This is a genomic window from Parasynechococcus sp., from assembly GCF_045559935.1.
GTDB lineage: Bacteria > Cyanobacteriota > Cyanobacteriia > PCC-6307 > Cyanobiaceae > Parasynechococcus.
Window position 1 is genome coordinate 94,308 of record NZ_JBJLJL010000008.1, and the last position, 25,168, is coordinate 119,475.

The window sequence follows — 25,168 nt, forward strand, 5'->3', positions numbered from 1 at the left end:
TTGTTCCTGTCTATCAAGCCCAGCTGAGCTGAGATGACTTCCACCGTGCGTCGTTTTCTCAGCCTGCTCTGTGGGGAATACAGCAATCAGAAGCAGGCCTTCGACAACCCACCGCTCTATTCCCACATCTTTCTGCGTTATCGCCCACTGGACCATCTCAGGCCCGGATCCATCCTTCTGGAACAGACTTACGCGGTTGATCCGAGCAATCCCTACAGGCTGCGGATGATCCGGGCTGAGGAGCAATCCCCAGGTGTGATCAAACTCTGGAATCACGCCTTCCGCGATCCGTCCCGCTTTGCCTCTGCGACATTTGATCCCGAATGTCGACGGCAGATTGTCGAGGGTGATCTTGTTGCCGTTGACCAGTGCCACTACCAGGTACTGGAACAGGACAATGGCTACCACGGAGCCATCGAACCTGGCTGCCGGTGCATCGTGCATCGGAACGGAAAGGACACCGTGCTCTTCAGCACGTTTCACCTCTGGGGGGATGAACTGACGACCCTGGATCGAGGCCACGACCCCGTCTCCAACGAACAATGCTGGGGGTCGGTCGCTGGAGCGTTTCGATTCCAGCGGACCTCAAGCTGGGGTGATGACTTGCCGGCGGAGTGGTTGTGATGGAACCTTTGAGCGAAGCTCAGGTGATCGCCAACCTCCGCCAGACCGAGGACGTTCCGGCTCAGTACTACGCAGCCTGGTGGCTGGGGAAGATGCGCAGCAGACACCCGCAGGCGGTGACGTTGTTGCTCGACACCCTGTCTGCGCTCAGTCAGGTTCCCGTTGATCCAGAGCGCCGCGGTGTGGCTCTGAATGCCATCCGTGCTCTCGGCATGCTGCAGGACGCACCGGCTCTCAGCGCCCTGCTGCCTCTGCTGAAATCCTCTGATTACTCCGTCCGTGAGGAAGCGGCACGCAGCCTGGGGCTCCATCGGGCGACCGAAGCCGTCGGCCCGTTGTGCCATCTGATTGCCGGAGGGCCGGAGCAGGCGGGCCGGGAGCAACCTGGATCGGCCCTGCTCCAGGAACCCTGCGAAGCGATCCTGGAAGCTCTCGGAGCCATCGGGGTGGCAACGCCAAGCGTCATTGAGACGATCACCCCCTTCACCCAGCATCCAAGACCCCTGATCCGCGCAGCCGCCTGTCGGGCCCTGCTCCAGATCACCGGAGACCAGCGATGGGCTTCCGAACTCGAGCAACTGCTGCTGCATCCGGAACCTCTGGTACGCCGCGGAGCCCTGCTTGATCTCGGGGCCACGGGCTGGACTGCTTCGCTGCCGGCCATTGAGGCGGCAACGGTTGAAAGCAGTCTCAAACTGGTGGCGCTGAGAGGTCTTGCCGAACAGAGCGGTGACAGCACCATTCTCGATGTGATGGACAGGCTGCTCTGATGCCATCGGTTGCCTTGGACAGTGCCATCCGTCACCTGGATGACGCCAGAACCACTCCCGAGCTGGTGCGTGCAACTCAGGCCATCTGCGCCCAGGAAGATCCAGCGGCGGCTCCCACCTTGATCAAGGTGCTCGGTTACAACAATCCAGCGGTTGCCGCCGTGGCCACGCAAGGGCTGATCGCTCTGGGCCGAGCCATCGTCCCCACCCTGCTGATGAGCCTTGATGCTCAGAACTATGGCGCGAGAGCATGGGTCGTGCGGGTCATCGCCGCCCTGCGGGATCCCCGGGGCCTGGAGCTGCTCGATCGCGCCCTCCAGGCAGACATCGCTCCCAGTGTGAGACGTGCAGCGACCCGTGGGCTCGCTGAACTCGACCTCGTCGGTTCCACGGCACCGGCTGATCTGTCGCGCTGTTATCTCGCCCTCTTTCGCGCCGCCCGTGACGATGAGTGGGTGGTGCGATATGCGGCTGCCTACGGTCTGGAACGACGGCTCAGCCTGACGCCACCGCCAGAGCCCCTGGCAGATCGGGGGTGCGCGCTCCTGCAGGAGTTGTCAGAGGAATGCCGTGAAAATGTCAAGGTGGTGCGTCTGCGGGCCCAGCTCGCCCTCCAACGCCTGTCCACCGGATGACTCAGAAGCTGCTGTTCGTCTGCCTTGGCAACATCTGTCGCTCGCCAGCCGCCGAAGGGGTGTTCCTGCACCTGCTGAATCAGCGGGGACTCAGCGACCGGTTCGTGGTGGATTCCGCCGGCACCGGTGGCTGGCACACCGGCAACCCCGCTGACCGGCGCATGCAGGCGGCCGCCGGCCGTCGCGGAATCCAGTTGCCAAGCCGTGCTCGTCAAATCAGCCTGGACGACCTGAGTGACTTCGATCTGGTCCTCACCATGGATGACGCCAACCTGACGGCCGTTCAGGGCCTGGCCCGGGAAGCCGGACGACGCGCCACAGCGACCGTGCGGCCGATGCTGAGTTACGCCCAGCGCTTCACTGAAACCGAAGTTCCGGATCCCTATTACGGAGGTGAAGCCGGTTTCGAGCATGTGCTGGATCTGCTGGAGGACGCCTGCAGCAACCTCCTGGACGAGCTCAGTTCCCAGGCGTAGGCCAGACCTCTTCACCCACCCGCGAGCGGAACTGCCCCACCAGCTCATCAATCACGGCATCAATGCTCATGCCATCGGTGATCAGCTCCACCGCATCGGCAGCCTTCACCAACGGGGCCTCCTCCCGGGTGCTGTCCAGCCGGTCCCGCTCGGCGATCTGCGCCTCCAGCTCAGAGCGCTCTGGAACGGGGAAGCCGCGCTGCTCCAGATCCAGGGCCCGACGGCGGGCCCGCTCCGCGACCGTGGCGGTGAGAAACACCTTCAGCTCGGCGTCGGGAAACACGGCAGTGCCGATGTCACGTCCCTCCGCCACCAGACCTCCCTTCGCCCCCATCGCCTGCTGCTGGTTGGTCAGCGCCTGACGCACACACCGATGGGCCGCCACCGCGGACACGGACGCCGTGACCTCCGGCGAACGGATCACGGTGCTCACATCCTTTCCATTCACCAGAACCTGCTGACCACCCGCAGGCAGCGACTTGAGCTGAAGATCAAGACCATCCAGCAGCGGCTCGATCGCCGCCCCATCGGCAGGGTCCACCCCATGGCTCCTCACAAGCCAGGTCACGGAGCGATACATCGCCCCGGTGTCGAGATAGGTCAAACCCAATCGCTCGGCGAAGGCTCTGGTCACCGTGCTCTTACCGGCCCCGGCCGGACCATCGATGGCGACAAGGGGAGCTCGGCTCATCAGAAAAACGTGATCAATCAGACGGGTACCGCCGCAACGAACCGCCGCGGCCAACAGAGAGATCGCCTTCTCCTGACCGCAGGGCTGCAGGGTGACGGGATCCACTCTCTCTACATACTCCACCTCAAGGCCGGCATCCCTGAGTGCGTTGGGAAGTCGATCGATGGCGCCATCGTCCGTCGCCCGCAGCAGCCGTGGCAGAGCAGCCGCCCGTTCGCGTTGTTCCCCGGAGAGATAACGATTGCGAGAGCTGAAAGCCAGACCGTCCGACTCCCGCACGGTCGGAACGCTCAGCACGGACAACGGAAGACCCAGATCAGCCACAAGCCTGCGGAGGATGACCAGCTGCTGCCAGTCCTTCTCTCCCAGCACCAGACGATCCGGGCGCACCATGGCCAGAAGGCGGGCCACGACGGTGGCGACTCCATCGAAGTGGCCAGGGCGACCGCCACCACAGAGTGACCGCTGGAGAGAATCCGGCACCTGAATGCGCATCACATCCTCAGGCCCATCCGGATAAACCGTTGCATCGGACGGAACCCAGATCGCATCGGCCCCACAGGATTCGGCCACAGCAACGTCAGCATCCAGAGTGCGGGGATACCGCGCGAAATCCTCGTTGGGAGCGAACTGCAGCGGATTCACAAAGATGCTCACCAGCACCGGGCCCTGATCCGAGGAACGGGCAGATCGCATCAGCTGACCATGTCCCCCATGGAGTCCTCCCATCGTCGGGACAAAGGAAAGGGGACGATCCAGGCCTCGACGCCAGACGCTGAGTTCCGCAGCTGATCGCAGCAGGTGTGGCTTCAGCGCAGCACCTCGAGGCGGACTTCAGCGATGCCGGAGCCAGTCAGACCAAGAGTGCTTGCGGCTCCATGCCCCAGGTCGATGACCCGATGTGCCACGAAGGGACCGCGGTCGTTGATCCGGATCACGGCGGAGCGACCGTTCCAGAGATTGGTCACGCGCACCTTGGTTCCAAAGGGAAGTGTGCGGTGGGCCGCCGTCATCGTTCCCGGGCGGTAGATCTCACCGTTGGCCGTGCGATTGCCGTAGAAGCCCGGGCCATACCAACTGGCTTCACCTGTGATCACCTTCGCAACATCAGGAACAACCTTGACCTTGGGCTTCGGCAAGACAGCAACAGGTGGTTCCGGAGTCTCCACCACATCGTCCGGGAGGAGCATCGGGCCCTGCTCGGACGACATCTCGGAAGAAACCTCCAACGGCTCGCCTCCGTCCAGTGAGGAGAGATCGCTCGCCACGACCGGGATGACGGCAGCACTTGCCGAGATCGCTCCGGTCAGGCTGAAAAGGGTCAGAAAGGTTCGCATCCTGAATGGCCTTCGCGATCTGCCCTGCGGCTGATCGTCAGAACAGGCCTGCTTAGAAGTTCGTCACAAGGAACCTAGGGAGCATCTCTTGCGATCACGCCCCGCCTCCATCGCGGTCATGGCAGCGAAAGACAGGCTGCTGCCATGACGAGGTCCGGCATGAACACTGAGGTTGCTCCGCAGGATCCGAAGTCTTTCTGATCAGCCGCACTTCTCACAGCGATCAGCTCACCTGATCAGGCAGGCTGACGCTGTCTGCACCGTCACGACAACGGCGCCGGGGCAGGATCAGAACATCGGCTCAGACCCATGGACTACAAGAGCGCCGGCGTCGACGTTGAAGCGGGTCGCGCCTTCGTGGAACGGATCAGAACCTCTGTGGAGGCAACCCACCGACCCGAGGTGATGGGAGGCCTCGGCGGCTTTGGCGGAATGATGCGGCTTCCAGAGGGGCTGCGCCAGCCCCTGCTGGTGGCCGGGACGGATGGAGTCGGCACGAAGCTCGAACTGGCCCAGCAGCACCACGGGCATCACGGTGTCGGCATCGATCTGGTGGCGATGTGCGTGAACGACGTGATCACCTCCGGCGCCTCCCCCCTGTTCTTCCTCGATTACATGGCGACGGGCGCCCTCTCCCCTGACGCCATGGCCACGGTGGTGGAAGGCATCGCCGCGGGCTGCCGACTCAGCGGCTGTGCCCTGCTGGGGGGGGAAACCGCTGAGATGCCTGGGTTTTATCCAGATGGCCGCTATGACCTTGCAGGCTTCTGTGTCGCCGTCGTCGAGGCTGAGGAGCTGATCGATGGAAGCAGCATCCACCCCGGTGACCGGGTCATCGGATTGGCCAGCAGCGGTGTCCACAGCAATGGCTACAGCCTCGTCCGCAGGGTTCTGGAGCGGATGGAGGCCGACGCTTCCACCGTCTACGGCTCAGAACAGCGGCCGCTGATCAAGGACCTGCTCACGCCGACGCAGCTGTATCCAGGCGTGGTGCAGAGCCTTCTGAAGAACGGACTGACTGTCAACGGCATGGCCCATGTGACCGGAGGTGGCTTGCCGGAGAACCTCCCTCGCTGCCTGCCCGAGGCGACACGCATCGCCATTGACCCAGGAAGCTGGCCGCGACCGGATCTGTTCGCATGGCTTCAGCAGGCAGGAGACATCCCGGAACGGGACATGTGGCACACCTTCAACCTCGGCATCGGTTACTGCCTGGTGGTTCCCTCCGATCAGGAGAACGCCGTGCTGGACCTTTGCCGTGAGCAGCAGCAGCAGGCCTGGAGCATCGGGGAAGTCCTCTCCCGAGCAGCGGGTGATCCACCTGAGATCAGCGGAATTCCTCAGTAATTGCTTCGCTTTCCAACATCAGCGCAGGCCGGAGGGCGTCTTCAATTTCAATCGATTAAAATCACTCACAGCACATCGGATCCTTTTCCGATAGCAGCGTCGATACATCCGGACAAATCCGATGCCTCTTGATAGACCCCAGCGCACCACGCGGCGTCGGTCCTCTGCGGGACCCACGCCTCCTAGACGCCCCATCTCCACCTCCCACGAACGACCCAACGGACACCGACAAGGACCGAGACCGACCTTTCTGACCCTGCGCGATCACGGCAAGGTGTTCGTGGCTGATCTCCCGCACCTTTCTGACGGACAACTGGCGCACATCAGCAAGGAAGCCGCAGAGGTCCTTGACAGCCTTGAACGCCGGATCAAGGACCTTGAGCAGGAGCTCGGGCAGGCACCTCAGGATCGCGACACCCTGATCAAGGCCACCACCAAACGGGATGTGACCCATCGGTTCATCCGGGCCATCGAGGAGGAGCAGGAGCAACGACGCAGCAATCCGGCTCTTCGCAACGCTGCTGGGGAGTCCCTGCCACGCACCTTTCTCGAGGTAGCCCGACACCGTTTGCCCGGTGCCACCTTCGACTCCCTGCTGCAGGAGGCTCTGAGCGCATGCGAGCGGCAACTGGAAGCCGCCAAAGCCACTCCGAAGCCGGACCAAGACAAGGTTGTTCCACTGCGCAGCGAGGCCGCCAACAGCCTGCCGGTGGTGGTGAGTCCTGATCCGGAGGATCACATCGCCGAGGCCTGATCGTCTCGCTCAGGCACTCTCGAACGGATTGGCAGGCATTCTCACCGGACACCTGCTGCGGAGCGTGTCCAGCCGATCCTGTTCCTCTGGGGTGAGCTCCCAGCTCAGGGCAGCGGCCGCCTCGCGAGCCTGGGCAGGGCTGCGCAACCCGGGGATCGGTGTTGCTCCATGGGCTCGGCACCAGTTCAGAGCCACCTGAACCATCGAGACACCGCGACGATCTGCCATCCCCTTCAGTTCCTGCCGCAACGGGAGGCTGGCCGGCAGCAACCGGTTGAACAGCCTGCGACGCAGAAGCGTTCCAGGACGAGGCTGCGCATCGGGAGGCTGGCCGAGCACTCCGAAGGCCAGAGGGCTGTAGGCGAGCACCTCGATGCTCTGCTTCCGGCAGATCGCCAGCAGGTCCTGCAGTCGGTGATCCCCGGGAGCCATCAGGGAGAACTGCACCTGAACACTGCTCAGACGCACGCCACGCTGCTCGAGTCGATCCTGCATCCACTCGAGACGCCTGGGCCCCATGTTGGAGACGCCCAGCTCGCGCACGGCACCGTTCAGCACGAGATCAGCCAGTCCATCCAGAAGCGACACCTCCTGCCAGGGGGCATACCGAGCCGTCGACCAGTGCAGCTGGACTCTCTCAAGGTGCCCCTGGAGGCGGTCACGGCTGGCAGCGAAGGCTCGATCCAGTCCGCGTCGGCCGATCCTCCAGGGGAACGGCGCCAGTTTCGTGGCGACCAGAAGCTCGCGTTGCAGGGTGGCCGGCAAGGCCTGAACGAAACGACCGAGAAGAGCTTCGCTGCGACCGTTCAACCGCCCGGTGCCGTAGGAATCCGCGGTATCCACCAGACGCAGGCCTGACCTGACCGCCTCCAGGAACGTCTCCTCCAGCACAGGGTCATCCCGTTCGGGCTGGTACCCCCAGACCAGCTGATTGCCCCAGGCCCAGGTGCCGAAGCCGATCCCGTTCAACCGCCCCGCGTCCCTGCGCGCCATGATCGCCCCATCATCCGAACCGTTCATGGTCTCCGCCCCATCTTCCTCCGGCACTGGCGAAGCTGCGGATCAATCCGCCGGAACCGGCCAGAAGAGCGAGGACCGGGAGCCGGTCCTCTGCAACCACTGTCGCCGCACGGCCAGCAATGGAATCCGCTGCCTGGGGATGTGCGTCGCCGACAACGACTACTGAGTTCCAGGGATCGACGTGATGACCACCGGCTGCGAGAGTCGGGGGCATCCAAACGGGGATGTCAGACGTTGGTGAGCATTCGAAGGCGGCACCCAGATTCGAACTGGGGATAAAGGATTTGCAATCCTCTGCCTTACCACTTGGCCATGCCGCCGATCGGGAATCGCCATTCCCATCAGGGGATCGTATCAGCCGCGAAGAAGCTGCACTTCTCGTTCTCAGCAATGGCCACGGCGAGGATTTGATCGCCCTGCGAGTCCTGGAGGAGATCCACCGGTTCCGCCCGGGACTGCCCCTTGAGGTGCTGTCTCTCGTGGGCGGTGGCAGTGTATTCAGCAACGCCATCCAGGCTGGATGGCTGCAGAGGGTCGGCCCCAACGCCAGCCTCCCCAGCGGGGGCTTCAGCAATCAGAGTCTCCGCGGGCTGCTGGAGGATCTTGCCGCCGGTCTGCCGCTGCTGAGCTGGAATCAGTGGCGCCTGGTGAAACGCCTGGCCAGACAGGGGCGGCGGATGCTGGCTGTGGGCGATCTGCTGCCGCTGGCCCTGGCGTTCAGCAGCGGTGCTCCGTACGGATTCATCGGCACACCGAAGAGCGATTACACCTGGCGAAGCGGTCCGGGGCGTTCCATCAGCGACCGCTACCACCGCGTCAAAGGCAGCGAATGGGATCCCTGGGAGTGGGCTCTGATGCGGCGTGACCGCTGCCGGCTCGTGGCGGTGCGCGACCGACTCACAGCCCGGGGCTTGCGTCAGCACGGGATTGACGCCCTCGCTCCCGGCAATCCGATGATGGATGGTCTTAAAAGAGTCGCGGTCCCGACAGCGCTCTGCCGTTGCCGTCGCGTGCTGCTGCTCTGTGGCAGCCGCATGCCGGAGGCCCTGGAGAATTTCCGGCGCTTGCTGGGGTCCCTGTCCTCGATGCACACCCCGGTCCCTCTGGCGGTGCTGGTGGCGGTGGGATCGCAGCCGCCCCTGTCAGCGCTCGAGCGGGTGCTGCTGGATCAGGGCTATCGCCGCAGCCTGCCCCCGTCGGAGTCACTCGAGGCGGCGGCCTGCTGGGTGAGCGGACGACGCATGATCCTCATCGGCCCCGGGTGCTTCGCGCGATGGGCCGGCTGGGCGGAAGCCGGAGTGGCCACCGCGGGCACCGCCACGGAACAGCTGGTAGGGCTGGGCATTCCGGCCGTCTCTCTGCCGGGACCGGGACCCCAGTTCCAGTGGGGATTTGCAGTCCGTCAGAGCCGGCTGCTGGGAGGTGCTGTGCGGCCCTGTCGCACTCCATCCGAGCTGGCCGAACGACTCGCTCAACTGCTGGATGATGCAGCACTGAGGACGAAGCTTGGTGGCATCGGACGGCACCGGATGGGACCTCCCGGAGGCAGTGCCCGCCTGGCACGGCTGGTCCTGGACCGGTTGCACGGATACTGAAGGCATCCGGTAAGCAGAGATGGCCGCCCTTCAAGATCCCGAATACGTGAAGTTGTGCGCCAGGCTCGCCAGCGGGCTCGGCATCAGCCTTGCCAGTGCCCGACGCCAGGTGGACATGGCATCAGCCCGTGCTGGGAGCAGGGCTGTGGAAGACCGCCGTCGGGTGGCTCAGGAGATGCTGGATGAGCTGGACACATCCCGGAGCCAGGAACTCGGAGCCCTGCTGCAGTCCAGCGAAGGGCATGCCGACTTCATGCTCGAGGACTGAGCTGTCCGCCCCCGTCAGTGCTCGAAGGTCTGGTTGAAGCGCAGACGATCCAGCTCAGCCACGACAGGGATGCAGCCAAAACAGCGCTGGGCCAGCTCCCAGCGCCCCTCACGGCGCAGCATCGTCTCCAGTTTCCGGCGTGCCGGCAGCAGGTAGCGCACATCGTTGGCGGCATAGGCCAGCTGCGCATCGGTGAGTTCGTCGACGCGACCCCAATCACTGCTCTGGGCCCCCTTGTCCAGCTCCACACCCACGAGTTCCTGCACCAGATCCTTGAGTCCATGGCGAGGGGTGTAGGTGCGGCCCAACCGACTGCCGACCTTGGTGCAGAACAAGGGGTGGACGGCGATCCCCAGCCCGCTGGCCAGAGCCGCCACATCGAATCGGGCGAAATGAAACACCTTTTCCACCGTCTCAGCCTCCATCAACCTGCGCAGCTGGGGGGCCTCGCTCTGACCGAGGGCAATGCGCACGCAGGCGACGCGATCGTCCTGATCAGCGATCTGCACCAGACAGAGGCGATCGCGACCGTGCACCAGTCCCATCGCTTCGGTGTCGACCGCCAGGGCATCCATCTGCAGGTAGCGGTCGGTCCAGGCTTGATCAAGGTCCCTGTCAAAGACAGCGAATTCAGCAGGACTAGTCGGCGAATCAGCCACGGGTGAGTTCCCGGCAACTGCTCGAGTCTGGCGGGCCCGCGGCCAGCCGAATCACAAACTCCCTCTTGAATCTCAAAATGAGATCGCTTTTGATGGAGTCAGCGACTCAGCCGCTGTGTTCTCCCGCCGCAAGCCTTCACGCACCTGCCTTGCAGATATCGAACAGTATTTCCGTCAGCCGCCGCCGCAGTTCCTCGACCTGGAACTGGCCGTCTGCTGGGTTCTGGAATGCCTGCTCAAAGACGACAACTATCCCTCCGGACTGCTGCAGAAGCTGAACAGGGACAAACCCCAGCTGCGGCTTTCCGAAACCGTGCTGCAACAGGCCCTCGATTTTCTCGAGCAGCAGGGTTCGATCAGCACCTACACCCAACGCTGCCCGAGCCGGGGCCGTCCACGGCGGATGCTGCATCTGCAGACCGACGCCAGACGGGAAGCCGAACGGCTGATGGAGCCCTGGCACAGCTGGCTTGATTCCCACAGCCTGGTGCTCTCCTGATCCCAGGAAGAGCGGAGCACCTGAGTAAGGTTTCAGCGAATTCAGGCCCACCATGCCGCCGGGCTTCCAATCAACACTTCTGCTCACGGTGCTCCTGGCTATCGGCCTGGTGTTCTTTCTCCGGGCGGCCAGCAAGGATCGAACCACGGTGGTGGACATCCAGTCCCCCAGGCCACCGCTGGAAGTGCTTGAGGGGCTCAGTCACTGGTTGGAAGCCCGTGGATGGAACCGGGATGGCGGAGACGCTGAACGCCAGCTGCTGCGCTTCAGCGGCGAGGTCTCCGCGAGCCGCCCACTAGCCGTGCTCCTCTCGCTGCTGGCGGCCACAGGAGCCGGCAGCTTCGCTCTCGTCCTCCGTCAGCTGGCGCCCGGGCTTCATGCCTGGCCTCTGCTTCTGATCGCCCTCGGCCCTCTGGCCGGTGTGATCTACATCCGACGGGCAGCCCGCACCGAACAGCTTGAACTGCGGCTGCTCGAGGAAACGTCTCAAGGGGGCAGTGCCCTGCGCCTGCGGGCCCACCGCGACGAGCTGATCGCCATCGAGCAGGAGCTGGCAGGCCCGCTTGAACTGGCCAGCGATGGATCCCTGCTGTCCTCTCCGATCTGACTTCAAACCGATGCCTCTCCCGGGTTGGATGTGCCGTCGCCGCACGTCCGTGAGCTTTGCCGTCACGACGCTGTCCCTGGCCGCACTTGTTCTGGCCAACGCCGGGGAACGCCCCCTGCAGCCGAAGGATTCAGGGCAGCAGGACCTGACGGTTGCCGGTCGCAACTGGTTACCGGATCCGCCTGCGGCAGAGACGCCCTCCCCTGCTGCGGTCAAGGGAAACTGCCCCAGGCCGTCGGATCCCGATCCCTTGCTTGGAGCCCGAACCCGGATGCCGGGGAGCTGGCGGGGCCTCGATCCGGTGAGCAAGGATCTGCCGATCGTTGTGATGGCCGGCCATGCCGACTCCCAGGCCATGGACGGAGCAGGGACTCCGGGATACGCGGTGGATGTTCTCAAGCAGGCGCCCATGGACGCCCGCATGCGGGACGAACTGTTCTGGAATTTCAAGGTGCAGGACGCTGTCGTGCGTCTCGGGCAGGCACGTGGGCTGAACATCAGCGGTTACACCCCACCGTCTCTGACCATCCGCAACCACGCGAACCCTGCCACCAACTGGTCCCAGGCGAAACGACGTTCAGCCCGAGGGGAGTACGTCCTGGAGATCCACTTCGACGCCTACAGCCCCTATGGCTTCGGTTCCGGCCTGATCCCGGCTGTCAACCGCCGGCTCAACACTGTGGATGAAAGCTTGGCGGAAGCGTTCGGCCGCTTCCCACGCCTGTTCCGGGGTGGGCTCGGAGGACCGCGCCGCGGGATCGGCATCCTTGAGATCGGCATGCTTCAGGGCGCTCTCGAGCAGGGCCTCAGGGATCCCGCACGGCGCGATCAGACCGTGGAATGCCTCGCTCTGCGCGTCGTCGATGCCCTGGAACGGGGAGTCGGACGCGGCTGAGCGTCAGGACACCGCCTGATGGGGACGGCAACGATCCTCGAGTGAGGCATCACCCAGCCAGTCCTGAGGCTTGGTGAACACCTCAGTGAGCAGAGCCTCTCTGGACCCGGCCTCGGCCTTGAAGCCGTACTCCCAGCGCACCAGGGGCGGCAGGGACATGAGGATGGATTCCGTACGGCCATTGGTCTGCAGACCGAAGATCGTGCCGCGGTCCCAGACCAGATTGAATTCCACGTAGCGACCCCGGCGGTAGAGCTGGAAGTCGCGTTCCCGATCGCCGTAGGTCAACGGCTGACGTTTTTCGACAATCGGGGAATAGGAGGGGAGAAAAGCGCGTCCACAGGCTTGCCCGAGGGAGAACAGCTGCTCCCAGCCCAGCGGACAGGATCCCAGCTGCGAGGAGATGGCCGCGGCCGGACCGCCCTTGTCCTGGCCCTTGTAGAGCAGTCCGTTGGAGTCCTGATAGTCGTAGAAAATGCCGCCGACCCCCCGGGTCTCATCGCGATGCTTCAGGAAGAAGTACTCATCGCACCAGGGCTTGAAGACCTTGTGCAGATCCGGATGCACCGAATCACAGGCCGCCTGGTGGGTGCGATGGAAATGACGGGCGTCGTCGAGGAACGGGTAATAGGGCGTCAGATCAGCACCGCCACCGAACCACCACACCGGGCCGGCCTCGAAGTAGCGGTAGTTGAGGTGAACCGTTGGGATGTAGGGATTCCGGGGATGCAGAACCATGGAGGTTCCGGTGGCGAACCAGGGATGCCCTTCGGCTTCGGGCCTCTGCTTGAGGATCGAGGGAGGAAGCTGGTCTCCCTGCACCTCGGAGAAGTTCACGCCTCCCTGCTCGAACACGCGTCCCTCACGCATCACCCGGGACCGGCCCCCTCCGCCCTCAGGACGCACCCACGACTCCTCGACGAAACGCCCCTCTCCATCGAGGGCCTCCAGGCCGGCGCAGATCTCGTCCTGGAGGCCGATCACCATGGATCTGGCCCGGTCGCGGGAATCGGCAGGCGGACGCTCCAGCGCAGCCTGCGGGGCTCCAGACGCCGGACTCCCGGAACGACCGAGAACGCGTTGAAGCAGGCTGCGGACCATGGAAGTGACGGGTTCGGATCTGTGAACCTAAACAGCCCGGGTGAGGCCCCGACAAGATCCCGACAGGGACTGTCACGCAAGGCCACCCCTAGGATCCGCTCGCATCAGCTCTGAACATGGTCACGGCGGAGCAGGCGGTCAGCTGCCTGGAACAGGTGAAGGATGCCGGCAGCGGCCGACCGGTCATGGAGCTCGGCTGGATCGATCAGGTGCGCGTCGCGCCTCCACGGGTGGTGTTCCGGTTGATGCTGCCTGGATTCGCCCAGAGTCAGCGGGAGCGGATTGCCAGCGAAGCGCGCACTCTGCTCACCCAGCTCGACGGCATCGAAGAGGTTCAGATCGAAGTGGGACAGCCCCCCAGTCAGGGGGGGATCGGCCAGGCCGGACATGGTCAGCCGGCGGAGCGTCAGCCGATTCCAGGCGTGCGGCAGGTGATCGCCGTGAGCAGCGGCAAAGGCGGTGTCGGCAAGAGCACCGTTGCGGTGAACCTCGCCTGCGCCCTGGCCCAGCAGGGACATCGCGTGGGACTGCTCGACGCCGACATCTACGGCCCCAACGTTCCCACCATGCTGGGGGTGGCGGACTGCACCCCGGAGGTGCAAGGCAGCGGTGATCAGCAGCGCATCATCCCGATCGAAAGCTGCGGCGTGGCCATGGTGTCGATGGGGCTTCTGATCGACGAGCACCAACCCGTCATCTGGCGGGGTCCGATGCTGAACGGAATCATCCGACAGTTTCTCTATCAGGCCGAGTGGGGGGAACGGGACGTCCTGGTGGTGGATCTGCCCCCCGGAACGGGCGATGCCCAGCTGTCTCTGGCACAGGCCGTGCCCATGGCGGGCGTTGTGATCGTGACCACGCCGCAGCAGGTCTCTCTGCAGGATGCCCGCCGGGGTCTGGCGATGTTCCGCCAGCTGGGAATCCCCGTGCTTGGCGTGGCCGAGAACATGACCGCCTTCATCCCTCCGGATCTGCCCGACCGCCGCTACGCCCTGTTCGGCAGTGGCGGTGGGGCCACCCTCGCTCAGGACTACGACGTGCCGCTGCTGGCTCAGATCCCGATGGAGATGCCACTGCAGGAAGCAGGCGATGCCGGCCGGCCGATCGTGACCAGTCGGCCTGATTCCACCAGTGCCCAGGAGTTCCGACAGCTGGCCGAAGCTGTGTTCCATGCGGCCTCCCTGGCCGACACGGTGGGGCAGCCGACCTGAGGATGTTCAGCACCAGCCGCGGCCGACGGGGGAGACAGCGGGAATGGGTGCTCTGGGGTGTTCCGCTGGCGATGGTGGCGGTCGCGGGCGTTCTGATCGCCAGCACGCAGCGTCAGGCTGACTATGCGAACTGGTATCAGCACTGGGTCACAGCAGCCGTGGGCACGGTGATCGCGCTCATGCTCGAGAGGCTTCCCCTCAGCCGGCTGCGACCTCTGCTGATTCCGATCTACATCCTCACCGTGGCCAGCCTTGTGGCGGTGCGGCTGATCGGCACCACCGCCCTCGGAGCTCAGCGCTGGATCAGCATCGCAGGGGTGCATGTGCAGCCCTCGGAGTTCGCCAAGATCGCCGCCATCCTGCTGGTGGCCGCCGTGCTGGCCCGTCACCCCGTGGAACGACCGGTGGATCTCCTGCGACCACTCGGTGTGATCTCCGTTCCCTGGCTGCTGGTGTTCATCCAGCCGGACCTGGGCACCTCTCTGGTCTTCGGCGCTCTGATGCTGACCATGCTGTATTGGTCCGGCATGCCGTTCGAGTGGCTGGTGCTGCTGCTCTCACCGCTGATCACAGCCCTGCTCTCCGGGCTGCTGCCCTGGGCCATGGCGGCATGGATTCCCCTGATGGGAGTGCTGGCCTACTCAGCTCTGCCCTGGAAGCGGCTGGCAGCCCTGATCACCGTGACCATCCACGGAGCCATGGCAGCAGTCACCCCATGGCTCTGGATGCATGGCCTCAAGGACTATCAACGCGATCGTCTGGTGCTCTTCCTCGATCCCGCCAAGGATCCACTCGGCGGCGGTTATCACCTTCTGCAGAGCACCGTGGGGATCGGTTCGGGAGGACTCTTCGGCAGTGGCTTCCTCCAGGGGCAACTGACCAAGCTGCGCTTCATCCCTGAACAGCACACCGACTTCATCTTCAGCGCTCTCGGTGAGGAGACCGGATTCATCGGCTGTCTGCTGGTGGTGATCGGATTCGCGCTGCTGATGGCCCGGATGCTGCAGGTGGCCCGCGCCGCGCGCACCGATTTCGAAGCCCTCGTGGTGATCGGCATCGGCACCATGGTGATGTTCCAGGTCGTGGTCAACATCTTCATGACCATCGGTCTCGGGCCTGTCACAGGGATCCCTCTTCCATTTCTCAGTTACGGACGCTCAGCGATGGTGGTGAACTTCATCGCCCTCGGCCTCAGCCTCTCCGTTCTGAGACAGAGCCGATCGACGTCGGCAGGTCATTGGTGAGCGGAACCAGCTTCAACGACCTGCGCCGGCTGCTGGCCAGGGACCAGGTTCACGGCACCTGTGATGAAACCGGCGTCCGGCGGCTCTGGTGGGCCGCCCTGGAAACGCTGCAGCAGGAACTGCTCAGCAACGGACGTTCTGGCGGTCTCTGGCTGGCCGCACCACTGCCGGCGCTGTATGAGCCGGAGCTGCTGCGCCACCTGAATGGATGGGTCTGGGCTCCGGAGAGCCTCGACCGTCTCGCACCGGGTCAGACGGCGCTTCCGGCCGCCGGTCGGGAGGCGTCGTTCGAGCAGGGCTCGCACTTCCAGCGACTGCCGCTTCAGGACAGCGATGGACAGGATCCGTTCCTGCTGGTCATCACGCCGACGCTGCAGCTGGCCCTGGCGCTGATCGGAGATCCCGGACAGCGTCAGCTGCTGATGCGCAGTGATCCGGAGACCCTCTCCGACGCGCTCGCGCTGCTGGGCCATCGCTTGCAGCAGGAGCACCCGCTGCAAGCGGAGACACTCGCCGAGAAACTGGCCGACCTCGGGCCGCTGCACAGTGATGACGAGCTGCAGCAGCGCTTCTGGCCGAGACTCGCCGAGCGGCTGGCCACCACGGCACCGAGCCTCACCCTGCAGACCTCATCACCGCAGGCCTCATCACCGCAGGCTGTGCCGGACGCCAGCGACCAGGAGGATGACCTCAGCCTGCTGGAGGCTCTGACCCATGAAGTGCGCACCCCACTGGCGACGATCCGAACGCTGATCCGCTCCCTGCTGCGTCGCAGGGATCTGCCCTCGATCGTTCAGGGCCGTCTGCGCCAGATCGATGTGGAGTGCAGTGAACAGATCGACCGCTTCGGACTGATTTTCCACGCCGCCGAACTGCAGCGTCAGCCGCAGGAAACCAGCCTGGCCAGAACCGACCTTGAGACGATCCTTCGATCCCTGGCTCCGGGCTGGGGTGATCAGCTGGAGCGCCGGGGCATTGGCCTGGTGCTCGATCTGGAGGCCGGCCTGCCTCCTGTTCTGAGTGATCCCCGGCGGCTGGAGCCGATGCTCGGAGGCCTGATCGATCGCAGCGGTCGAGGACTGCCGGCGGGAAGTCAGCTGATCCTGCTTCTGCGGGCAGCCGGAGCTCGCCTCAAGCTGCAACTGCTTGTGGAATCAAGCGATCAGTCGCCTCCCGGCTCTGAGGGGAGTGCAGCGGACGGTGACACGACTGAGCAGGTCGGCCCTGTGCTCAGCTGGGATCCGACCACAGGAAGCCTGCAACTGAGCCAGCAGGCCACCCGACAGCTGCTGGCCAGCCTCGGAGGTCGGTACCACGCTCGCCGCGAACGGGAGCTGACGGTGTTCTTTCCAGTGGCCGAGGAGAACGGCTGAAGCCTCCGGGATCCCTTTGTTGACTGGTGTGAAGGTTGCTGTCCCAGCGCGGATCCTGGCCTGCTCACAGTGCTACTTTCCAGCCGTATCGGCCCGTCTGGAGTCCTGCAGCCAATGACAGCATCGGCGTTGAACGGTCAACTTCCACAGAACATCGGCAGCACCGGCGGTCTGCTGAATTCCGCTGAGACCGAAGAGAAATACGCAATCACCTGGACCAGCAGCATCGCTCAGGTCTTCGAGCTGCCCACCGGCGGTGCCGCGACGATGAACGCCGGCGAAAACCTGATGTATTTCGCGCGCAAGGAGCAGTGCCTTGCCCTCGGCACTCAGCTGCGGACCAAGTTCAAGCCCCGGATCGAGGATTACAAGATCTACCGGATCTTCCCCGGTGGAGACACCGAGTTCCTGCATCCCAAGGACGGCGTCTTCTCCGAGAAGGTGAACGAGGGTCGCGCCATGGTGGGTCACAACCCTCGCCGGATCGGCCAGAACACCAACCCTGCCAACATCAAGTTCAGCGGTCGCAACACCTACGACGCCTGATCGCGTCCCGACGGCAGAGCCGTCGCCCGGAGGGATCCCCCTTCGGGCAGGTGCTGCGAGGATGCGCTCATGTTCAGTCCTGATCGCGCCGCCTTTCAAAAGGCCGCAGACTCCGGCGCCAATCTGATTCCACTGGCCCAGAGCTGGCCAGCGGACCTGGAGACCCCCCTCACCACCTGGATCAAGGTGGGAGCAGGTCGTCCCCCCGGAGTGCTGCTCGAATCCGTGGAAGGTGGTGAAACACTGGGCCGCTGGAGTGTGATCGCCTGCGATCCGTTGTGGACAGCATCCGCCCGCGGTGACCGGCTGACCCGTCGGTGGCGTGATGGAGCGTCAGATGTCCATCAGGGCAATCCCTTTGACGGCTTGCGTCACTGCCTGTCTCCGTACCGGTGCGCGAATCTGCCTGGGCTGCCTCCACTGGGACAGCTTTACGGCATGTGGGGCTACGAGCTGATCCACTGGATTGAGCCCACCGTTCCGATTCATCCGCAGGACGACACCGCACCAGCGGATGGCATCTGGATGCTGATGGACGGCATCTTGATCTTCGATCAGGTCAAACGTCTGATCACGGCGGTGGCCTACGGCGACCTCAGCGGCGGCTGCGACGTGGAGGCCGCCTGGCAGTCAGCTCTGGCGCGCATCGCCGACCTGCGACGCCGCATGGATGCCCCCCTGCCGGCGGTCGCACCTCTCCAGTGGAGCCCGAACGCGGATGTGCTGCCGGACGTGAGCAGCAATCGCAATCGGAGCGACTTCGAAGCGGCGGTGGAATCCGCACGGGAGCACATCGCCGCGGGGGACGTGTTCCAACTGGTTCTCAGTCAGAGGCTGGAGGCATCGGTCCCCCAGTCACCCCTGGAGCTGTACCGGAGCCTGCGGATGGTGAATCCGTCTCCCTACATGGCTTTTTTCGATTTCGGAGACTGGCAGCTGATCGGGTCCAGCCCGGAGGTGATGGTGCAGGCGGAACCAGCGGCGGATGGGATCCACGCCAGCCTGCGGCCGATCGCCGGCACGCGTCCCAGAGGACGGAACCCGCTGGAGGACAGGGAACTGGAGGTGGAACTGCTGGCAGACCCCAAGGAACGTGCCGAACACGTGATGCTGGTGGATCTCGGCCGAAATGACCTGGGACGGGTCTGTCAACCGGGAAGCGTCACCGTCAAGGATCTGATGGTGATCGAGCGCTACTCCCACGTGATGCACATCGTCAGTCAGGTGGAGGGGCGCCTGTCACCTGAGCACGATGTGTGGGACCTGCTGATGGCCGCCTTCCCGGCCGGAACCGTGAGCGGGGCCCCGAAGATCCGGGCGATGCAGCTGATCAACGATCTCGAACCGGATGCGCGCGGTCCGTATTCCGGGGTCTATGGCTCGGTGGATCTTGCCGGCGCCCTGAACACCGCCATCACGATCCGCACGATGGTTGTGCGCCCCGGCGAACAGGGCGGCTGCCGGGTGAGCGTGCAGGCGGGGGCTGGTGTGGTCGCTGATTCGAAACCCGCGGCGGAGTATGAGGAGACACTCAACAAAGCCCGCGGCATGCTCACAGCGCTGGCCTGCCTGAATCCGCTCCCGTCATGAGCGATTCACTGCTGCTCAAAGGCTTCGAGGTGGAACTGTTCACCGGCCGCCCGAACGGTGAAAACGTCGGTGTCGCCACTGAGGTGGTGCGGGACCTTCCTGATTTCGTCACGGAGCCGGATCAGCGGAATCTGGAATACACAACAGCGCCGATCGCGGACTACGCGCTTCTGACGGAGGCGCTGCTCGCCCCCCGAAGGATCCTGCGCACCTGGCTCGCCGAGCGTGGACTGACGCTGCTCCCAGGCAGCACCCTCAGCCTCGGGGACCCCAGCCGTTTTGAGCGCTCCGATCCGGAGAACCCGTATCACGCTCTGATCGAGAACAGCTACGGCACCCGGGTGGTGACCGCCAGCATCCACATCAATCTCGGACTCACTGACCCTCAACTGTTGTTCGCAGCCCTGCGGCTGGTGCGCTGTGAAGCCGCCCTGCTGCTGGCCCTCAGCGCGAGTTCACCGTTCCTGGGAGGTCAGCTCTGTGATCACCACTCCCAGCGCTGGCAGCAGTTCCCTCTCACGCCCGGCAAGGTGCCCCTGTTCCTTGATCACGACCACTACAAGCAGTGGGTGGAAGAGCAACTGGCCATCGGATCGATGCGCAACGAGCGACACCTGTGGACCTCCGTTCGCCCCAATGGCCCCCGACGGCCCTACGACCTCAATCGGCTCGAACTGCGCATCTGCGACCTGGTCACCGATCCGGCCGAACTGCTGGCGATCACCACCCTTCTGGAACTGCGGGTGCTCAGCCTGGCGAGGCACCCCGAGCAGCTTGATCCACTGCAGAGCAGCAGCCTGAGCCCCGATGAACTGGCGGAGCTCGCCGATGGCAACGATGCTGCGGCGGCGCAGCTCAGCCTCGATGCGGATCTGCACCACTGGAGGGATGGGGCTCCTGTGCTGTGCCGCCGCTGGATTCAGGACCTGATTGAAAGCATCACCCCCCTCGCCGAAGAGCTCGGACTGCACCAGCGACTGCTGCCGCTCGAGGGTCTCCTGGCGAGCGGGAATCAGGCGATGCGCTGGCGTGAGGCCCATGCCCGCGGCAGCTCGATCGCTGATCTGCTGCGTGCCGGCAGTGATGCCATGGAGCACCAGGAGCAGCTGCTCCACGAACCGAGCCCCGCTTTGGGATGATCATGGCCAGTCACCCGTCCAGCGGAGCTTCGATGCCCCAGTCCACCGCCCAAGCTCCCGACGGCGAACAGCCCAGGGCCAGCGGTGGAGGCCAAGGAGCTGGCCGCCTGCTGCAGAACCGCCTTGAGCTGGTGGAGGACCTCTGGCAGACCGTGCTGCGCAGTGAGTGCCCGCCGGAGCAGAGCGAAAGACTGCTGCGTCTCAAGCAGCTCAGTGATCCCGTGGCCCTGGAAGGTCGGGACGGGGAGAGCACCAGCGAAGCGGTCGTCGAGCTGATCCGGGCGATGGACCTCTCCGAGGCGATCGCCGCGGCCCGGGCTTTCTCCCTCTATTTCCAGCTGATCAACATCCTCGAGCAGCGCATCGAAGAGGACAGCTACCTCGACAGCCTCAGGCCCAGCTGGAGCCAGCAACCCGATGCGGGTGATCACTTCGATCCCTTCGCACCACCCCTGGCCAGCCAGACCGATCCGGCCACCTTCGGCGAAGTGTTCGAGCGGCTCCGCCGGATGAATGTCCCACCCGGCCAGGTGGAGAACCTGCTGCAGGAACTCGACATCCGGCTGGTGTTCACCGCTCACCCCACCGAGATCGTTCGCCACACCGTTCGTCACAAGCAGAGGCGTGTGGCCCATCTGCTGCAGCGGCTGCAGTCGGACCTGCCGATCGCCCGTCAGGACGAGGAGAATCTGCGGCGCCAGCTGGAGGAAGAGATCCGGCTGTGGTGGCGCACCGACGAGCTGCATCAGTTCAAGCCGACGGTTCTGGATGAGGTGGACTCAACCCTCCATTACTTCCAGCAGGTGCTGTTCGCGGCGATGCCTCAGCTGCGGCGACGACTCACGTCTGCTCTGAGCCGCCACTACCCGGATGTGCAGTTCCCCCAGGCATCGTTCTGCACCTTCGGCTCCTGGGTTGGATCGGACCGGGACGGCAACCCTTCGGTGACCCCGGAGATCACCTGGCGCACCGCTTGCTACCAGCGCCAGCTGATGCTCGAGCTCTACATCGGCTCGGTTCAGGCGCTGCGCAATCAGCTCAGCATCTCGATGCAGTGGAGTCAGGTGGCGCCTCAGCTGCTCGAATCGCTGGAAATGGACCGGCTTCGCTTCCCGGAGGTGTACGAGGAACGGGCGGCCCGCTACCGCCTGGAGCCGTACCGGTTGAAGCTCAGCTACATCCTCGAGCGCCTGGAACTCACGCTGGTGCGCAACAACCAGCTCTCGGAAGCGGGCTGGCAGACCCCGCAGGAAAGCCCTGCCCAGGCTCAGGACGGTCTACAGGGCAATGAGGCCCTTCACTACACCTCGATCGATCAGTTCCGGAGCGACCTTGAACTGATCCGCAACAGCCTGGTCTCCACAGAGCTGAGCTGCGAACCCCTGGACACCCTTCTGCACCAGGTGCACATCTTCGGGTTCTCGCTCGCCAGCCTTGATATCCGTCAGGAAAGCACCCGTCACAGCGATGCGATCGATGAGCTGACCCGCTACCTCCAGCTGCCCAAGGCCTATGGCGCCATGGAGGAAAACGAACGGTTCTCCTGGCTGCTTCAGGAACTGCAGACGCGTCGCCCGCTGATCCCCGCCGCGGTGGAGTGGTCGGAGCCCACGGCCCAGACGATCGCGGTGTTCCGCATGCTGCATCGCCTCCAGCAGGAGTTCGGGCAACGGATCTGCCACTCCTACGTGATCTCGATGAGCCACACGGGCTCCGATCTGCTGGAGGTGATGCTGCTGGCGAAGGAGACCGGCCTGGTGGATCTGCAGGCGCAGCAGGCTTCCCTGCTGGTGGTGCCGTTGTTCGAGACGGTGGAGGATCTGCAGAAGGCCCCCGCTGTGATGGAGAGCCTGTTTCAGACCAGCCAGTACCGCGAACTGCTGCCCGCGGTCGGCGTCCAGGGACAGCCGCTGCAGGAACTGATGCTCGGCTATTCCGACAGCAACAAGGATTCAGGCTTCCTCTCGAGCAACTGGGAGATCCATCAGGCCCAGATCGCCCTCCAGGAGCTGGCCAGTCGCCATGGTGTGGCCCTTCGGCTCTTCCACGGCCGTGGCGGATCGGTGAGTCGCGGCGGTGGACCGGCTTATCAGGCCATCCTTGCCCAACCGAGCGGCACGCTTCAGGGACGGATCAAGATCACCGAGCAGGGCGAGGTGCTCAATTCCAAGTACAGCCTGCCGGAGCTGGCCCTCTACAACCTCGAAACCGTCACCACCGCTGTGGTGCAGAACAGCCTGGTCACCAACCAGCTGGATGCGACACCCAGCTGGAATCAGCTGATGAGCCGTGTCGCGACCCGCTCCAGGGAGCATTACCGGGCTCTGGTGCATGACAACCCGGATCTGGTCGCCTTCTTCCAGCAGGTCACTCCGATCGAGGAGATCAGCAAACTTCAGATCTCCAGCCGCCCGGCCCGCCGTAAGAGCGGAGCGCGCGATCTCTCCAGCCTGCGAGCCATCCCCTGGGTCTTCGGCTGGACCCAGAGCCGGTTCCTGCTGCCCAGCTGGTACGGCGTGGGAACGGCTCTCGCCGCCGAGGTGGATTCCGATGCTGAGCAGCTCGATCTGCTGCGTCGCCTGCATCAGCGCTGGCCCTTCTTCCGGATGCTGGTCTCCAAGGTGGAGATGACCCTCTCCAAGGTGGATCTGGACCTTGCTCATCACTACATGACCAGCCTGGGCAATCCGGAGCAGAGGGAGGCCTTCGAAGCGATCTTCCAGTCGATCGCGGATGAATACGCCCTCACACTGCGGCTGGTGCTGGAGATCACAGGGCAGCAACGCCTGCTCGGAGCCGATCAGGCGTTGCAGCTGTCCGTCGACCTTCGCAACCGCACGATCGTGCCCCTCGGCTTCCTGCAGGTGGCCCTGCTGAAGCGCCTCCGCGATCAGAACCGTCAACCACCCATCAGCGAGGCACCTGGAGTGCCGGAGGACCGGCGCACCTACAGCCGCAGTGAGCTGCTCCGCGGTGCTCTGCTGACCCTCAACGGCATCGCCGCCGGCATGCGCAACACAGGCTGAGTCTCCTTGCTTCCGTTCTTCCAGCAGTCCTCAACCCCCCAGCTTCCGACCGGATACCGGCTGGAAACTGTTGAGCCTCCCTCTGCTGCTGCGATCAACCAGCTGCTGGCCTCCTGCCAGGAGAGCACCCATGCCGAAGCTCTCTGGCCGCAGGCTCTCGCCCGCAGCCTCTGGCATCTGAGCATTCTCGAGGAATCCAGCGGTGAGCTTGTGGGCTTCGTGCGGGCCACAAGCGATCTCGCCCTCAACGCCAACCTCTGGAATCTCTCGGCGCGGCCTGGCCCGGACCAGGGGGTGTTGCTGACCGTGCTGGTGCACCGAGCCCTGCACATCCTCCGCAGGGATCTGCCTGGATGCAGCCTTTCGGTGTCCGCCTCGTCGATGGCGATCGAGTCGCTTCAGTCGTGCGGTTTTGTGATCGACCCGAGTGGAATCCGAGCCATGGGCCTGAGGCTTCAATCACCTCAGACCTGATATGAACACGAGCATGGAGGGATTCGAACCCCCGACCCTCAGAACCGGAATCTGATGCTCTATCCAGCTGAGCTACATGCCCACTGAACGGCCTGAGCCGCAGCAGGAGAACGACCCGGAGGCCGCTCCATTCCAGGTACCTTACCCACAGACCGCTCCCGGACCCATCCGGCTCCACAAGCTCCATCTGCAGGGGTTCCGGAACCACACGGCGCTGCAGCTGGAGCTGAACCAGCCGCGGCTGCTGGTGATCGGCCCGAACGGCATCGGGAAGTCCAATCTTCTGGAGGCGGTCGAACTGCTCGGGAGCCTGCGCTCCCATCGCTGCAGCAGTGACCGTGACCTGATCCAGTGGAACGCCTCGAGAGGAGTGCTGCGGGCGGAGGTGGGAGACGGTGATCGCTTGGAGCTGGAACTGCGGCGCAGCGGAGGACGCCTGGCCCGCCGCAACGGCAAGGTGCTCGACCGGCAGCTGGATCTGATCGGCCCCATGCGCTGCATCGGATTCAGTGCGCTGGATCTCGATCTGGTGCGGGGTGAACCGGCCCTGCGACGGCAGTGGCTGGATCGGGTCGTGCTGCAGCTCGAACCCGTTTATGCGGAGCTGATCAGCCGTTACGGCCGTCTGCTGCGGCAGCGGAGCCAGCTCTGGCGCCAACGCAGCAACCGCGACAGGACAGGACTGGAGGCACTGCTGGATGCCTTCGACATTCAGATGGCGCTGGTGAGCACCCGCATTCACCGGCGCAGGCTGCGGGCCCTGCGGCGTCTGGAACCGATCGCCTGTCGCTGGCAGAGCCATCTCAGTGCCGGCAGCGAACAACTGCATCTCAGTTACCAGCCCGGCAGCCGACTGGACGAGGAGGAAGCGGAGGAACCCTGGCGCCTGTCGATCGAGGAGCAACTCCGGCAGCAGCGGGAGGAGGAGGAGCGGCTGGGCAGCTGCCGGGTCGGCCCCCACCGCGATGAAGTCGCGCTGCTGCTCGGCGACAGCCCCGCTCGTCGCTTCGGCTCAGCAGGACAGCAGCGATCGCTTGTGCTGGCCCTCAAACTGGCGGAGCTTGAGCTGGTCACCGATCTGTGCGGGGAACCCCCGCTTCTGCTGCTGGATGACGTCCTGGCGGAACTCGATCCCCAGCGTCAGCGCCTTCTGCTGGAGGCGGTCGGCTGCCATCACCAGTGCCTGATCAGCGCCACGCACCTCGACGGCTTCGACGGAGGCTGGCGTCAGCAGGCTCAGATCGTCGGAGAAGAAGAGCTGAACAGCGCGGTTCACATCGGATAGTC

The 25,168-nt window shown here is 64.5% G+C and carries 26 protein-coding genes and 2 tRNA genes; 21 read left to right on the forward strand and 7 right to left on the reverse strand.

The annotated features are described in order from the left end of the window. Nucleotides 1-33: 33 nt before the first annotated feature. From ACJ0G7_RS05015 to ACJ0G7_RS05030, 4 genes are read left to right on the forward strand one after another with little or no spacing between them, the layout of a single operon-like run. Nucleotides 34-624, forward strand: a complete 591-nt coding sequence (locus ACJ0G7_RS05015) for a chromophore lyase CpcT/CpeT (protein WP_043695023.1) — start codon at nt 34-36, stop codon at nt 622-624. After that, nucleotides 624-1,394 (forward strand): HEAT repeat domain-containing protein, encoded by a 771-nt coding sequence (locus tag ACJ0G7_RS05020; protein ID WP_407395345.1) that lies wholly within the window; start codon nt 624-626, stop codon nt 1,392-1,394. Before ACJ0G7_RS05015 ends, ACJ0G7_RS05020 begins: the two co-directional genes overlap by 1 nt. Then, a complete protein-coding gene (locus ACJ0G7_RS05025) occupies nt 1,394-2,029 on the forward strand; it encodes a HEAT repeat domain-containing protein (RefSeq protein ID WP_407395346.1) in 636 nt (211 codons plus the stop codon). The genes ACJ0G7_RS05020 and ACJ0G7_RS05025 overlap by 1 nt, the downstream gene beginning before the upstream one ends. After that, nucleotides 2,026-2,505, forward strand: a complete 480-nt coding sequence (locus tag ACJ0G7_RS05030) for a low molecular weight protein-tyrosine-phosphatase (protein WP_407395347.1) — start codon at nt 2,026-2,028, stop codon at nt 2,503-2,505. The genes ACJ0G7_RS05025 and ACJ0G7_RS05030 overlap by 4 nt, the downstream gene beginning before the upstream one ends. Here the strand turns inward: ACJ0G7_RS05030 and ACJ0G7_RS05035 are convergent. Both ACJ0G7_RS05035 and ACJ0G7_RS05040 read right to left on the reverse strand, forming a co-directional pair. Next, complete coding sequence (locus tag ACJ0G7_RS05035) at nt 2,489-3,994, reverse strand: bifunctional pantoate--beta-alanine ligase/(d)CMP kinase (protein WP_407395846.1); 1,506 nt, start codon at nt 3,992-3,994, stop codon at nt 2,489-2,491. The genes ACJ0G7_RS05030 and ACJ0G7_RS05035 overlap by 17 nt on opposite strands. Before the next feature lie 11 nt (nt 3,995-4,005). After that, nucleotides 4,006-4,533, reverse strand: a complete 528-nt coding sequence (locus ACJ0G7_RS05040) for a septal ring lytic transglycosylase RlpA family protein (protein ID WP_052378235.1) — start codon at nt 4,531-4,533, stop codon at nt 4,006-4,008. Nucleotides 4,534-4,842: 309 nt separating this feature from the next. On the opposite strand from ACJ0G7_RS05040, the gene purM reads away from it, so the two are divergent. Further along, a complete protein-coding gene (purM, locus tag ACJ0G7_RS05045; protein WP_407395348.1) occupies nt 4,843-5,880 on the forward strand; it encodes a phosphoribosylformylglycinamidine cyclo-ligase in 1,038 nt (345 codons plus the stop codon). Nucleotides 5,881-6,001: 121 nt separating this feature from the next. Next, nucleotides 6,002-6,634, forward strand: coding sequence for a hypothetical protein (locus tag ACJ0G7_RS05050; RefSeq protein WP_043695005.1), 633 nt, complete (start codon nt 6,002-6,004; stop codon nt 6,632-6,634). Nucleotides 6,635-6,643: 9 nt separating this feature from the next. Here the strand turns inward: ACJ0G7_RS05050 and ACJ0G7_RS05055 are convergent, their stop codons facing one another. Beyond that, on the reverse strand, nt 6,644-7,627 hold the full coding sequence (locus tag ACJ0G7_RS05055; RefSeq protein ID WP_407395349.1) for an aldo/keto reductase: 984 nt from the start codon (nt 7,625-7,627) through the stop codon (nt 6,644-6,646). A 25-nt stretch (nt 7,628-7,652) separates the two neighbouring features. Here ACJ0G7_RS05055 and ACJ0G7_RS05060 point away from each other — a divergent pair, with 25 nt between their 5' ends. Further along, the gene (locus ACJ0G7_RS05060) at nt 7,653-7,820 is read left to right on the forward strand and encodes a hypothetical protein (protein WP_173402145.1); all 168 of its coding nucleotides are present in this window, start codon (nt 7,653-7,655) and stop codon (nt 7,818-7,820) included. An 83-nt stretch (nt 7,821-7,903) separates the two neighbouring features. Here ACJ0G7_RS05060 and ACJ0G7_RS05065 read toward each other — a convergent pair. Further along, nucleotides 7,904-7,974 (reverse strand) — tRNA-Cys (locus ACJ0G7_RS05065). A gap of 33 nt (nt 7,975-8,007) precedes the next feature. On the opposite strand from ACJ0G7_RS05065, the gene ACJ0G7_RS05070 reads away from it, so the two are divergent. Then, complete coding sequence (locus ACJ0G7_RS05070; protein WP_407395848.1) at nt 8,008-9,249, forward strand: lipid-A-disaccharide synthase-related protein; 1,242 nt, start codon at nt 8,008-8,010, stop codon at nt 9,247-9,249. A gap of 19 nt (nt 9,250-9,268) precedes the next feature. Further along, nucleotides 9,269-9,517 (forward strand): hypothetical protein, encoded by a 249-nt coding sequence (locus ACJ0G7_RS05075; protein WP_186484839.1) that lies wholly within the window; start codon nt 9,269-9,271, stop codon nt 9,515-9,517. A 14-nt stretch (nt 9,518-9,531) separates the two neighbouring features. Here the strand turns inward: ACJ0G7_RS05075 and ACJ0G7_RS05080 are convergent, their stop codons facing one another. Beyond that, on the reverse strand, nt 9,532-10,176 hold the full coding sequence (locus ACJ0G7_RS05080; protein WP_407395350.1) for a ribonuclease D: 645 nt from the start codon (nt 10,174-10,176) through the stop codon (nt 9,532-9,534). A 115-nt stretch (nt 10,177-10,291) separates the two neighbouring features. On the opposite strand from ACJ0G7_RS05080, the gene ACJ0G7_RS05085 reads away from it, so the two are divergent. From ACJ0G7_RS05085 to ACJ0G7_RS05095, 3 genes are read left to right on the forward strand one after another with little or no spacing between them, the layout of a single operon-like run. After that, a complete protein-coding gene (locus tag ACJ0G7_RS05085; RefSeq protein ID WP_407395351.1) occupies nt 10,292-10,675 on the forward strand; it encodes a Pex protein in 384 nt (127 codons plus the stop codon). Nucleotides 10,676-10,727: 52 nt separating this feature from the next. Further along, nucleotides 10,728-11,282, forward strand: a complete 555-nt coding sequence (locus tag ACJ0G7_RS05090) for a cofactor assembly of complex C subunit B (RefSeq protein ID WP_043694992.1) — start codon at nt 10,728-10,730, stop codon at nt 11,280-11,282. Between the two features lie 10 nt (nt 11,283-11,292). Continuing rightward, nucleotides 11,293-12,177: an N-acetylmuramoyl-L-alanine amidase gene (locus ACJ0G7_RS05095; protein ID WP_407395352.1), complete on the forward strand. Its 885-nt coding sequence runs from the start codon at nt 11,293-11,295 to the stop codon at nt 12,175-12,177. A gap of 3 nt (nt 12,178-12,180) precedes the next feature. Here ACJ0G7_RS05095 and hemF read toward each other — a convergent pair whose 3' ends face one another. Then, complete coding sequence (gene hemF, locus ACJ0G7_RS05100) at nt 12,181-13,278, reverse strand: oxygen-dependent coproporphyrinogen oxidase (protein WP_043694990.1); 1,098 nt, start codon at nt 13,276-13,278, stop codon at nt 12,181-12,183. A gap of 116 nt (nt 13,279-13,394) precedes the next feature. Between hemF and ACJ0G7_RS05105 the strand changes: the two genes are divergently transcribed. The 8 genes from ACJ0G7_RS05105 to ACJ0G7_RS05140 all read left to right on the forward strand — a co-directional run bounded on the left by ACJ0G7_RS05105 (nt 13,395) and on the right by ACJ0G7_RS05140 (nt 23,881). Continuing rightward, nucleotides 13,395-14,489: a P-loop NTPase gene (locus tag ACJ0G7_RS05105; RefSeq protein ID WP_407395353.1), complete on the forward strand. Its 1,095-nt coding sequence runs from the start codon at nt 13,395-13,397 to the stop codon at nt 14,487-14,489. Between the two features lie 2 nt (nt 14,490-14,491). After that, nucleotides 14,492-15,733, forward strand: a complete 1,242-nt coding sequence (rodA, locus tag ACJ0G7_RS05110; protein WP_043694985.1) for a rod shape-determining protein RodA — start codon at nt 14,492-14,494, stop codon at nt 15,731-15,733. Next, on the forward strand, nt 15,730-17,106 hold the full coding sequence (locus tag ACJ0G7_RS05115) for a sensor histidine kinase (protein WP_407395354.1): 1,377 nt from the start codon (nt 15,730-15,732) through the stop codon (nt 17,104-17,106). The genes rodA and ACJ0G7_RS05115 overlap by 4 nt, the downstream gene beginning before the upstream one ends. A 114-nt stretch (nt 17,107-17,220) precedes the next feature. After that, nucleotides 17,221-17,652 (forward strand): photosystem I reaction center subunit II PsaD, encoded by a 432-nt coding sequence (locus ACJ0G7_RS05120; RefSeq protein WP_043694980.1) that lies wholly within the window; start codon nt 17,221-17,223, stop codon nt 17,650-17,652. A gap of 69 nt (nt 17,653-17,721) precedes the next feature. After that, complete coding sequence (locus ACJ0G7_RS05125) at nt 17,722-19,242, forward strand: anthranilate synthase component I family protein (RefSeq protein ID WP_043694977.1); 1,521 nt, start codon at nt 17,722-17,724, stop codon at nt 19,240-19,242. After that, nucleotides 19,239-20,381, forward strand: coding sequence for a glutamate--cysteine ligase (gene gshA / locus ACJ0G7_RS05130; protein WP_043694973.1), 1,143 nt, complete (start codon nt 19,239-19,241; stop codon nt 20,379-20,381). The genes ACJ0G7_RS05125 and gshA overlap by 4 nt, the downstream gene beginning before the upstream one ends. Continuing rightward, nucleotides 20,378-23,407: a phosphoenolpyruvate carboxylase gene (gene ppc, locus ACJ0G7_RS05135; RefSeq protein WP_173402144.1), complete on the forward strand. Its 3,030-nt coding sequence runs from the start codon at nt 20,378-20,380 to the stop codon at nt 23,405-23,407. Before gshA ends, ppc begins: the two co-directional genes overlap by 4 nt. 6 nt (nt 23,408-23,413) lie before the next feature. Then, a complete protein-coding gene (locus ACJ0G7_RS05140; RefSeq protein ID WP_043694969.1) occupies nt 23,414-23,881 on the forward strand; it encodes a hypothetical protein in 468 nt (155 codons plus the stop codon). 8 nt (nt 23,882-23,889) lie between these two features. Here ACJ0G7_RS05140 and ACJ0G7_RS05145 read toward each other — a convergent pair. Next, nucleotides 23,890-23,963 (reverse strand) — tRNA-Arg (locus ACJ0G7_RS05145). A 105-nt stretch (nt 23,964-24,068) separates the two neighbouring features. Between ACJ0G7_RS05145 and recF the strand changes: the two genes are divergently transcribed. Next, on the forward strand, nt 24,069-25,166 hold the full coding sequence (gene recF, locus ACJ0G7_RS05150) for a DNA replication/repair protein RecF (protein ID WP_407395850.1): 1,098 nt from the start codon (nt 24,069-24,071) through the stop codon (nt 25,164-25,166). Nucleotides 25,167-25,168: the final 2 nt, after the last annotated feature.

Excerpts from the sequence above, each read along its gene's own strand:
- ACJ0G7_RS05040 (WP_052378235.1), bottom strand. The coding sequence starts at position 4,533 with ATGCGAACCTTTCTGACCCTTTTCAGCCTGACCGGAGCGATCTCGGCA.
- ACJ0G7_RS05095 (WP_407395352.1), top strand. The coding sequence starts at position 11,293 with ATGCCTCTCCCGGGTTGGATGTGCCGTCGCCGCACGTCCGTGAGCTTT.
- ACJ0G7_RS05105 (WP_407395353.1), top strand. The coding sequence starts at position 13,395 with ATGGTCACGGCGGAGCAGGCGGTCAGCTGCCTGGAACAGGTGAAGGAT.
- ACJ0G7_RS05020 (WP_407395345.1), top strand. The coding sequence starts at position 624 with ATGGAACCTTTGAGCGAAGCTCAGGTGATCGCCAACCTCCGCCAGACC.
- hemF (WP_043694990.1), bottom strand. The coding sequence starts at position 13,278 with ATGGTCCGCAGCCTGCTTCAACGCGTTCTCGGTCGTTCCGGGAGTCCG.
- rodA (WP_043694985.1), top strand. The coding sequence starts at position 14,492 with ATGTTCAGCACCAGCCGCGGCCGACGGGGGAGACAGCGGGAATGGGTG.
- ACJ0G7_RS05055 (WP_407395349.1), bottom strand. The coding sequence starts at position 7,627 with ATGGCGCGCAGGGACGCGGGGCGGTTGAACGGGATCGGCTTCGGCACC.
- ACJ0G7_RS05075 (WP_186484839.1), top strand. The coding sequence starts at position 9,269 with ATGGCCGCCCTTCAAGATCCCGAATACGTGAAGTTGTGCGCCAGGCTC.
- ACJ0G7_RS05125 (WP_043694977.1), top strand. The coding sequence starts at position 17,722 with ATGTTCAGTCCTGATCGCGCCGCCTTTCAAAAGGCCGCAGACTCCGGC.
- ACJ0G7_RS05120 (WP_043694980.1), top strand. The coding sequence starts at position 17,221 with ATGACAGCATCGGCGTTGAACGGTCAACTTCCACAGAACATCGGCAGC.
- ACJ0G7_RS05030 (WP_407395347.1), top strand. The coding sequence starts at position 2,026 with ATGACTCAGAAGCTGCTGTTCGTCTGCCTTGGCAACATCTGTCGCTCG.
- ACJ0G7_RS05090 (WP_043694992.1), top strand. The coding sequence starts at position 10,728 with ATGCCGCCGGGCTTCCAATCAACACTTCTGCTCACGGTGCTCCTGGCT.
- purM (WP_407395348.1), top strand. The coding sequence starts at position 4,843 with ATGGACTACAAGAGCGCCGGCGTCGACGTTGAAGCGGGTCGCGCCTTC.
- gshA (WP_043694973.1), top strand. The coding sequence starts at position 19,239 with ATGAGCGATTCACTGCTGCTCAAAGGCTTCGAGGTGGAACTGTTCACC.
- ACJ0G7_RS05015 (WP_043695023.1), top strand. The coding sequence starts at position 34 with ATGACTTCCACCGTGCGTCGTTTTCTCAGCCTGCTCTGTGGGGAATAC.
- ACJ0G7_RS05050 (WP_043695005.1), top strand. The coding sequence starts at position 6,002 with ATGCCTCTTGATAGACCCCAGCGCACCACGCGGCGTCGGTCCTCTGCG.
- ppc (WP_173402144.1), top strand. The coding sequence starts at position 20,378 with ATGATCATGGCCAGTCACCCGTCCAGCGGAGCTTCGATGCCCCAGTCC.
- ACJ0G7_RS05025 (WP_407395346.1), top strand. The coding sequence starts at position 1,394 with ATGCCATCGGTTGCCTTGGACAGTGCCATCCGTCACCTGGATGACGCC.
- ACJ0G7_RS05060 (WP_173402145.1), top strand. The coding sequence starts at position 7,653 with ATGGTCTCCGCCCCATCTTCCTCCGGCACTGGCGAAGCTGCGGATCAA.